The sequence below is a fragment of the Streptomyces sp. NPDC043952 genome (genome assembly GCF_056435325.1).
The window spans coordinates 430,755-439,107 of the sequence record NZ_JBWKES010000001.1 but is presented as its reverse complement, the minus strand read 5'-3'; the positions used below and the strand labels follow the sequence as shown (position 1 = coordinate 439,107).

Sequence of the window (8,353 nt, the reverse complement as noted above, 5' to 3'; positions counted from 1 at the left end):
AAGACGTGTGTCCGTGGTTGCCCTATGCGGACGGGGGGGTTTTCGGGCTGCCGACGGGGGGGAGGGGGAGGAAGGGGGACAGGGGGGGGACGGCGCCGGTCGCTCCGGGCTGACGCCCGCCCCCCCCGGGCCGCCCGGCCCGGACGACAGGACCTGGCCGAGGGCGCGAGAGCCTGGCCGAGGACGGGAAAGTCCGGCCGGGGGCGGGAGAGTCCGGCCGAGGCCGAAAGAGTCTCGCCGATGCGGAGAGAGCCTGGCCGGGGACGCTGACAACGGCCTGCCCAAGCCCCCTGCGAGTTATCCACAGGCCGTTGTCCACAGGGGTGGTGGGCCGGCTCCGGCCTTGGCACAGTGGTGGTCATGCGGGGGTGGTGGCGGGACCTCACCGACCTGGTGCTGCCGACCGACTGCGCGGGCTGCGGAGCACCTCGTACGACGGTCTGCGCGCGCTGCCGGACCGCGCTGGCCGGGAGTGCGCCCCGGCGGGTGCGGCCGCTGCCGGAGCCACCGGGACTGCCGGCGGTGTACGCGTCGGCTCCGTACGCGCAGGCGGTGCGCGCGCTGCTGCTGGCGCACAAGGAGCGGGGCGCGCTGACGCTCACGGGAGCGCTCGGCACGGCCTTGGTGGGGGCCGTGCGGGCGGGCCTCGACGCGTCGGCCGGGGCCGGTGCGCCGGCGACCGGGGTTCGCGGGGGCGGTACTCCGGGGCCCGTCGTGCTCGTGCCCGTGCCCTCCGCGCGGTGGGCCGTGCGGGCGCGGGGGCACGATCCGGTACGGCGGATGGCGCTCGCGGCCGCCGGTGAGCTGCGGCGCACCGGGACACCGGCTCGGGTGGCGGCGGTGCTGCGCCAGCGCAGAGCCGTGGCGGACCAGGCGGGACTGGACGCGCGCCGGCGCCTGGCGAACCTCGCGGGCGCGCTGGAGGTGACGGCGGGCGGGGACCGGCTGCTCGCCGGGGGCCGGGTCGTGCTGGTCGACGATCTCGTCACCACCGGCGCGAGTCTCGCGGAGGCGGCGCGGGCCCTGCGAATCGGCGAGTCAAGGGCTGTGTACGAGAACGCAACTCGGGAAGGAAGGGAGGAACGAACCACCGGGAGGCGGTCGGAGAGGGAGAAGCGGGAGAAGCGGAAGTGGGTGCATGGTGCAGCGAAAAGAACGGCGGTGAGCGCCTTCGGGCCGCCGTTGCACGCGGCCGTGATCGCCGCGCCCGCGGATTCTTTCGAAATAAACAGGAACTGACCGCCGACCTGCGTCGTTGCAGGTAGTGACAGGGTTAATTCACCTGAACGGAGGTACGCCGCAGTAGAGGGTGACGACATCCGTCCGGGCGAGATATGTTCGGTTGTGAGGAAAGAGGCGCAGGCCACACCTCTCATATCCGAATGCCGTGCTGCGGGTTTTTCGGCAATCACCCGCACCGGTGGGGTGGACAACCCGCCCTTGGGGGAGGAGGAGGTGGACGTCACCGAGTCCGAGGTCCGGTGCTCACCGGACCTGGTGCAAAAGGGAGATGCTCCGCCGAAGCAGCGGAGCGATCCGGGAACGGAGTTCTGCGTGGACATCGTCGTCAAAGGCCGCAAGACCGAGGTGCCCGAGCGGTTCCGCAAGCACGTGGCCGAGAAGCTGAAGCTGGAGAAGATCCAGAAGCTCGATGGCAAGGTGATCAGCCTCGACGTCGAGGTGTCCAAGGAGCCCAACCCTCGACAGGCCGACCGCTGCGACCGGGTGGAGATCACGCTCCGCTCGCGGGGCCCGGTGATCCGGGCGGAGGCAGCGGCCAGCGACCCGTACGCGGCACTCGACATGGCGGCGGAAAAGCTGGACGCGCGCCTGCGCAAGCAGCACGACAAGCGGTTCTCGCGCCGTGGCTCACGGCGGATCTCGGCGGCGGAGGTCCCCGACCACGTGCCGGGCGCGGCGACGCTCGACGGAAACGGCGTCCCGGTGGGGGAGGACGAGACGGACGGAGTGCCGACCACGAAGATCGGCCCGCTCGAGGTCAAGGGCGAAGGCCCCCTCGTCGTCCGCGAGAAGACCCACGTCGCCTCCCCGATGAGCCTGGACCAGGCCCTCTACGAGATGGAACTGGTCGGCCATGACTTCTACTTGTTCGTCGACTCCGAGACGAAGGAGCCGAGCGTCGTCTACCGGCGCCACGCCTACGACTACGGCGTGATCCACCTCAACACGGACCCGATGGTCGCCGAGGCGCAGCCCCCAGCGGCAGGGGGCACGCTGGGCGGCTGACCGCCCGGAGCCGGAGCCGAACCGGTGCCCCTGGAGCGCGTGTGCGCCCCCAGGGGCACCAGTGTGCGACCACTTCGCGCCGCGTGCGGCGCCTCGGTGTGGTTCCGGCATGAAATCATGACCGCAAGGGCCCAACCGGTGGGCCGCTGCCTTGGGTTGGCGATGGCACGGGACCACACAGGCCACAGCCTTCAGGGGGAGGAACGATGGCGGACACCTTCGGACCGATGCGGGGCGAGGAGGCCGACGACACCGACGACGGTGTACTCGGCAGGTGCCCCGAAGGGGGCTCCTCGCGCGGGGAACCGATCAGGGTCCTGGTGGTGGACGACCACGCGCTCTTCCGGCGCGGCCTGGAGATCGTGCTGGCGGCCGAGGAGGACATCCAGGTCGTCGGCGAGGCGGGGGACGGCGCCGAGGCCGTCGACAAGGCGGCGGACCTGCTGCCCGACATCGTGCTGATGGACGTCCGGATGCCCCGGCGCGGGGGCATCGAGGCGTGCACCTCCATCAAGGAGGTCGCCCCCAGCGCAAAGATCATCATGCTGACGATCAGCGACGAGGAGGCCGACCTCTACGACGCGATCAAGGCGGGCGCCACCGGATATCTGCTCAAGGAGATCTCCACCGACGAGGTGGCCACCGCCATTCGCGCGGTCGCCGACGGGCAGTCGCAGATCAGCCCGTCCATGGCGTCGAAACTCCTCACCGAGTTCAAGTCGATGATCCAGCGCACCGACGAGCGCCGGCTGGTGCCCGCGCCCCGGCTGACCGACCGTGAACTGGAAGTCCTCAAGCTCGTCGCCACGGGGATGAACAACCGGGATATCGCCAAGGAGTTGTTCATCTCCGAGAACACCGTGAAGAACCACGTCCGCAACATCCTGGAGAAACTCCAGCTGCACTCCCGGATGGAGGCCGTGGTCTACGCGATGCGGGAGAAGATCCTGGAGATCCGCTAGCCGCCCGGCGCCGCCCCTCAGCCGAGGGCGCGGGCGAGTTCCGCGGTGAGCGGTCCCCGCAGGGCGGGGTCGTCCACGCGTTCCACCCGGACGTTCGTGCACTTCACCCATGTGGCAGCCTCCAGCAGGGCCTGGGCGACCGCCGGGACCGCCTTGGGACCGTCCAGGGTGACCTGCCGGGCCACCAGGGTGCGGCCCTCCCGTGCCGGGTCGACCCGCCCGACGAGGCGGCCGCCCGCGAGCACCGGCATCGCGAAGTAGCCGTACACCCGCTTGGGCTTGGGGGTGTACGCCTCCAGGCGGTGGGTGAAGCCGAAGATCCGCTCCGTGCGCGCCCGTTCCCAGATCAGCGAGTCGAAGGGCGAGAGCAGGGTGGTGCGGTGGCGGCCGCGCGGCGGGGTCGCCAGGGCCGCCGGATCCGCCCAGGCCGGCCTGCCCCAGCCCTCGACCTCGACCGGCACCAGACCCGAGTCCGCGAGCACCGCGTCCACCTGCTCGCCCTTCAGCCGGTGATAGTCGGCGATGTCCGCGCGGGTGCCCACGCCCAGTGACTCGCCGGCCAGCCGGACCAGGCGGCGCAGGCACTCGGCGTCGTCCAGCTCGTCGTGCAGCAACGTGGCGGGGACGGCGCGCTCGGCGAGGTCGTACACCCGCTTCCAGCCGCGGCGTTCGACGCACACCACCTCGCCGTACATCAGCGCCCGTTCGACCGCGACCTTGGTGCCGGACCAGTCCCACCACTCGCTGGTCCGCTTCGCGCCGCCCAGTTCGGTCGCGGTCAGCGGGCCCTCGGTGCGCAGCTGCTTGACGACCTGCTCGTAGACCCCGTCGGGGAGTTCGTGGTTCCAGTGCGGGCGGTTGCGGTAGGCGCGGCGGCGGAAGGCGAAGTGCGGCCACTCCTCGATGGGCAGCAGGCAGGCGGCGTGCGACCAGTACTCGAAGGCGTGCGTGTCCTTCCAGTAGGCGTCCTCCACCGTGGTGCGGCCGACGGCGCCGAGGCGGGCGTACGGCACCAGTTCGTGCGAACGGGCGAGGACCGAGATGGTGTCGAGCTGGACCGCACCGAGGTGGCGCAGCACCCCGCGCACCCCGGCCCGCCGGTCGGGCGCGCCGAGCAGACCCTGGGCCCGCAGGGCGATACGGCGGGCGTCGTCCGCGGTGAGCGTGGTGGTCGGGCGCGGCAGGGTCGTCATGCCACGGACGATAGACGGCGGCACTGACAACCCGTCCCGAGCTGCGGTTTACCGACCCGGCCCCGGCAGATAGGGGGCGGTGGACGGCAGGCCGAGGTCCGAGGGGAGCAGGGAGGCGATCCAGCAGTCCCGGCGCACCCCCTTGTTGGCGAGGGCGCAGCGCAGGGTGCCCTCCAGGGTGAAGCCCGCGCGTTCGGCGACCCCGCGTGAGCCGTGGTTGCCGACCTCGGCACGCCACTCGACCCGGTCGACGCCCAGGTCGGTGAAGATCCAGCGGCAGGCGGCGAGCACGGCCTCCGTGACATGGCCGCGACCGCGGTGCTCCTTGACGGCCCAGAAGCCGACCTCGGCCGCGGCTGGCCCGCGCATCGACAAACCGAGCATGCCGGCCAGCTCCCCGCCGGGGAGGAAGATCCCCCAGGTGAACATCGAATCCTGCGCCCAGCCGTCCGGGACCGTCTCGTGCGTGAAGCCGCGCGCGTGCTCGGGCAGGTAAGGGGAGGGGATCGGCGTCCAGCGCTGGATGTCGGGGTCCTGCGCGGCCTCGTACACGGCTTCGGTGTCGGCCGGTCCGACGGCGCGCAGGTGGAGACGGCCGGTGGTGAGTGTGACGGGTTCCATCGGGCGATTCTGCTCGTCCCGCCCCGCGGGGGCCATGGATTTCCGCGATCCGTGAGCGCGCGATCACAATTCGCATAAATCCCTGCGTCGATGCGGCACTATCCGGATATCCCGTCCGTTGTCCCTGTGAAGCAGCGGCCGGGACACCAGGCACTCCCGGCGCGGCGGGGTCCTCGCATACGATGGCCGTTGCTCAGTACGTCATGGAAAACCGACCGTCCCAGGCCCGACCGGCAAGGAGACCAGCCCCCGTGTCCGTCCTCTCGAAGATCATGCGTGCAGGCGAAGGCAAGATCCTGCGCAAGCTGCACCGCATCGCGGACCAGGTCAACTCCATCGAAGAGGACTTCGTCGACCTCTCCGACGCCGAGCTGCGGGCCCTCACCGAGGAGTACAAGCAGCGGTACGCCGATGGTGAGAGCCTGGACGACCTGCTGCCCGAGGCGTTCGCCACCGTCCGCGAGGCCGCCAAGCGCGTTCTCGGCCAGCGTCACTACGACGTACAGCTGATGGGCGGCGCCGCGCTCCACCTCGGCTATGTGGCCGAGATGAAGACCGGTGAGGGCAAGACCCTCGTCGGCACCCTGCCCGCGTACCTGAACGCACTGTCCGGCGACGGCGTCCACATCGTCACGGTCAACGACTACCTGGCCGAGCGCGACTCCGAGATGATGGGCCGCGTCCACAAGTTCCTGGGCCTCGACGTCGGCGTCATCCTCGCCAACATGACGCCGGCCCAGCGCCGCGAGCAGTACGCGTGCGACATCACCTACGGCACCAACAACGAGTTCGGCTTCGACTACCTGCGCGACAACATGGCGTGGTCGAAGGACGAACTGGTGCAGCGCGGCCACAACTTCGCCATCGTGGACGAGGTCGACTCCATCCTCGTGGACGAGGCCCGTACGCCGCTGATCATCTCGGGCCCGGCCGACCAGGCCACCAAGTGGTACGGCGACTTCGCCAAGCTCGTCCTGCGCCTGAAGAAGGGCGAGGCCGGCAACCCCCTCAAGGGCATCGAGGAAACCGGCGACTACGACGTGGACGAGAAGAAGCGCACCGTCGCCATCCACGAGTCCGGTGTCAGCAAGGTCGAGGACTGGCTGGGCATCGACAACCTCTACGAGTCGGTGAACACCCCGCTCGTCGGCTACCTGAACAACGCCATCAAGGCGAAGGAACTGTTCAAGAAGGACAAGGACTACGTCGTCATCGACGGCGAGGTCATGATCGTCGACGAGCACACCGGCCGTATCCTCGCCGGCCGCCGTTACAACGAGGGCATGCACCAGGCGATCGAGGCGAAGGAAGGGGTGGACATCAAGGACGAGAACCAGACCCTCGCCACCATCACCCTCCAGAACTTCTTCCGCCTCTACAACAAGCTCTCCGGCATGACCGGTACGGCGATGACCGAGGCCGCCGAGTTCCACCAGATCTACAAGCTCGGCGTGGTCCCCATCCCGACCAACAAGCCGATGATCCGCAAGGACCAGTCGGACCTGATCTACCGCACCGAGGTGGCGAAGTTCGAGGCGGTCGTCGACGACATCGCCGAGAAGCACGAGAAGGGCCAGCCGATCCTCGTCGGCACCACCTCGGTCGAGAAGTCCGAGTACCTGTCGCAGCAGCTCAGCAAGCGCGGCATCCAGCACGAGGTGCTGAACGCCAAGCACCACGAGCGTGAGGCGTCGATCGTCGCCCAGGCCGGCCGCAAGGGCGCCGTGACGGTCGCCACCAACATGGCCGGCCGCGGTACCGACATCAAGCTCGGCGGCAACCCCGAGGACCTCGCCGAGGCGGAGCTGCGCCAGCGCGGCCTCGACCCGGAGGAGCACATCGAGGAGTGGGCCGCGGCGCTGCCCGCCGCCCTGGAGAAGGCCGAGCAGGCCGTCAAGGCGGAGAAGGAGGAGGTCGAGGCGCTCGGCGGCCTCTACGTCCTCGGCACCGAGCGGCACGAGTCGCGGCGCATCGACAACCAGCTGCGCGGTCGTTCCGGCCGACAGGGCGACCCCGGCGAGTCCCGCTTCTACCTCTCCCTCGGCGACGACCTGATGCGCCTGTTCAAGGCACAGATGGTCGAGCGCGTGATGTCCATGGCGAACGTGCCGGACGACGTGCCGATCGAGAACAAGATGGTCACCCGCGCCATCGCCTCCGCGCAGTCCCAGGTCGAGCAGCAGAACTTCGAGACGCGTAAGAACGTCCTGAAGTACGACGAGGTGCTCAACCGGCAGCGCGAGGTCATCTACGGCGAGCGCCGGCGCGTGCTGGAGGGCGAGGACCTGCACGAGCAGATCCAGCACTTCATGGACGACACGATCGACGCGTACGTCGCCGCGGAGACCGCCGAGGGCTTCCCCGAGGACTGGGACCTGGAGCGGCTGTGGGGCGCCTTCCGGCAGCTCTACCCGGTGAAGGTCACCGTCGAGGAGCTGGAGGAGGCGGCCGGCGACCGCGCCGGCCTGACCGCCGAGTTCATCTCGGAGTCCATCAAGGAGGACATCCACCAGCAGTACGAGGCCCGCGAGGCACAGCTCGGCTCCGAGATCATGCGTGAGCTGGAGCGGCGGGTCGTGCTGTCGGTCCTCGACCGCAAGTGGCGCGAGCACCTCTACGAGATGGACTACCTCCAGGAGGGCATCGGCCTGCGCGCGATGGCGCAGAAGGACCCGCTGGTCGAGTACCAGCGTGAGGGCTTCGACATGTTCACCGCGATGATGGAGGGCATCAAGGAGGAGTCCGTCGGCTACCTGTTCAACCTGGAGGTCCAGGTCGAGCAGCAGGTCGAGGAGGTGCCGGTCGAGGAGGCCGAGCCGGTCGGCGAGGGTGCCGAGGACGCGGTGCCGGCGCAGGCCGGTGCGGGCCGTCCGGAGATCCGGGCCAAGGGGCTCGATGTTCCGCAGCGCCGGGACCTGCACTTCTCCGCGCCGACGGTGGACGGTGAGGGCGGCATCGTCGAGCGCGACCTGGAGGACGACGGGCCGGTGCGGTCGGAGTCGGACGGGCTGACGCGGGCGGAGCGGCGGAAGCAGGCCAAGGGCGGGCGGCGCCGCAAGAAGTGACGCGCACTCCCTGAGGGGGCCGGGTTCTTTCGAGCCCGGCCCCCTTTGCGTCGCCGTTCTTTCCGGCGGGACTGTGTCCAGTTGGGCCCCGTGCCGGCGCCGGCCGGAGGTTGGGCCGCTCACCGGCGCTGACGGGTGCCGCCGCGCCCACCCGTGCCGCCCCAGCGGCACGACCGCCCGCACCCACGGCGGCGGCAGCAGCGCCCCGCAAGGGGCGCGGGGAACTGCGCGAGCGGCCACGGCGGAGCCGCCCCCGGCGGAGCAC

Annotated in this window: 6 protein-coding genes; 4 read left to right on the top strand and 2 right to left on the bottom strand. The window is 70.3% G+C overall.

Going from position 1 to position 8,353, the window contains the following annotated elements:
* Positions 1 to 360 precede the first annotated feature (360 nt).
* From AC069R_RS01995 to AC069R_RS01985, 3 genes are all read left to right on the top strand, one after another.
* Entirely contained in the window at positions 361 to 1,239 is an 879-nt protein-coding gene (locus tag AC069R_RS01995; protein ID WP_478763679.1) for a ComF family protein, read from the top strand.
* Positions 1,240 to 1,554: 315 nt separating this feature from the next.
* Complete coding sequence (gene hpf / locus AC069R_RS01990; protein WP_397985662.1) at positions 1,555 to 2,247, top strand: ribosome hibernation-promoting factor, HPF/YfiA family; 693 nt, start codon at positions 1,555 to 1,557, stop codon at positions 2,245 to 2,247.
* Between the two features lie 206 nt (positions 2,248 to 2,453).
* On the top strand, positions 2,454 to 3,209 hold the full coding sequence (locus AC069R_RS01985; RefSeq protein ID WP_397985663.1) for a response regulator: 756 nt from the start codon (positions 2,454 to 2,456) through the stop codon (positions 3,207 to 3,209).
* Between the two features lie 17 nt (positions 3,210 to 3,226).
* Here AC069R_RS01985 and AC069R_RS01980 read toward each other — a convergent pair whose 3' ends face one another.
* Together AC069R_RS01980 and AC069R_RS01975 are read right to left on the bottom strand one after the other, a co-directional pair.
* Positions 3,227 to 4,402, bottom strand: coding sequence for a winged helix-turn-helix domain-containing protein (locus AC069R_RS01980; RefSeq protein WP_478763678.1), 1,176 nt, complete (start codon positions 4,400 to 4,402; stop codon positions 3,227 to 3,229).
* Between the two features lie 48 nt (positions 4,403 to 4,450).
* Complete coding sequence (locus AC069R_RS01975; RefSeq protein WP_478763677.1) at positions 4,451 to 5,023, bottom strand: GNAT family N-acetyltransferase; 573 nt, start codon at positions 5,021 to 5,023, stop codon at positions 4,451 to 4,453.
* 251 nt (positions 5,024 to 5,274) lie between these two features.
* Here AC069R_RS01975 and secA point away from each other — a divergent pair, with 251 nt between their 5' ends.
* Positions 5,275 to 8,088: a preprotein translocase subunit SecA gene (gene secA, locus AC069R_RS01970; RefSeq protein WP_478763675.1), complete on the top strand. Its 2,814-nt coding sequence runs from the start codon at positions 5,275 to 5,277 to the stop codon at positions 8,086 to 8,088.
* Positions 8,089 to 8,353: the final 265 nt, after the last annotated feature.

Bases quoted from the DNA above. Each gene is read 5' to 3' on its own strand.
- AC069R_RS01995 (WP_478763679.1), top strand. From the start codon at position 361: ATGCGGGGGTGGTGGCGGGACCTCACCGACCTGGTGCTGCCGACCGAC.
- AC069R_RS01985 (WP_397985663.1), top strand. From the start codon at position 2,454: ATGGCGGACACCTTCGGACCGATGCGGGGCGAGGAGGCCGACGACACC.
- AC069R_RS01980 (WP_478763678.1), bottom strand. From the start codon at position 4,402: ATGACGACCCTGCCGCGCCCGACCACCACGCTCACCGCGGACGACGCC.
- AC069R_RS01975 (WP_478763677.1), bottom strand. From the start codon at position 5,023: ATGGAACCCGTCACACTCACCACCGGCCGTCTCCACCTGCGCGCCGTC.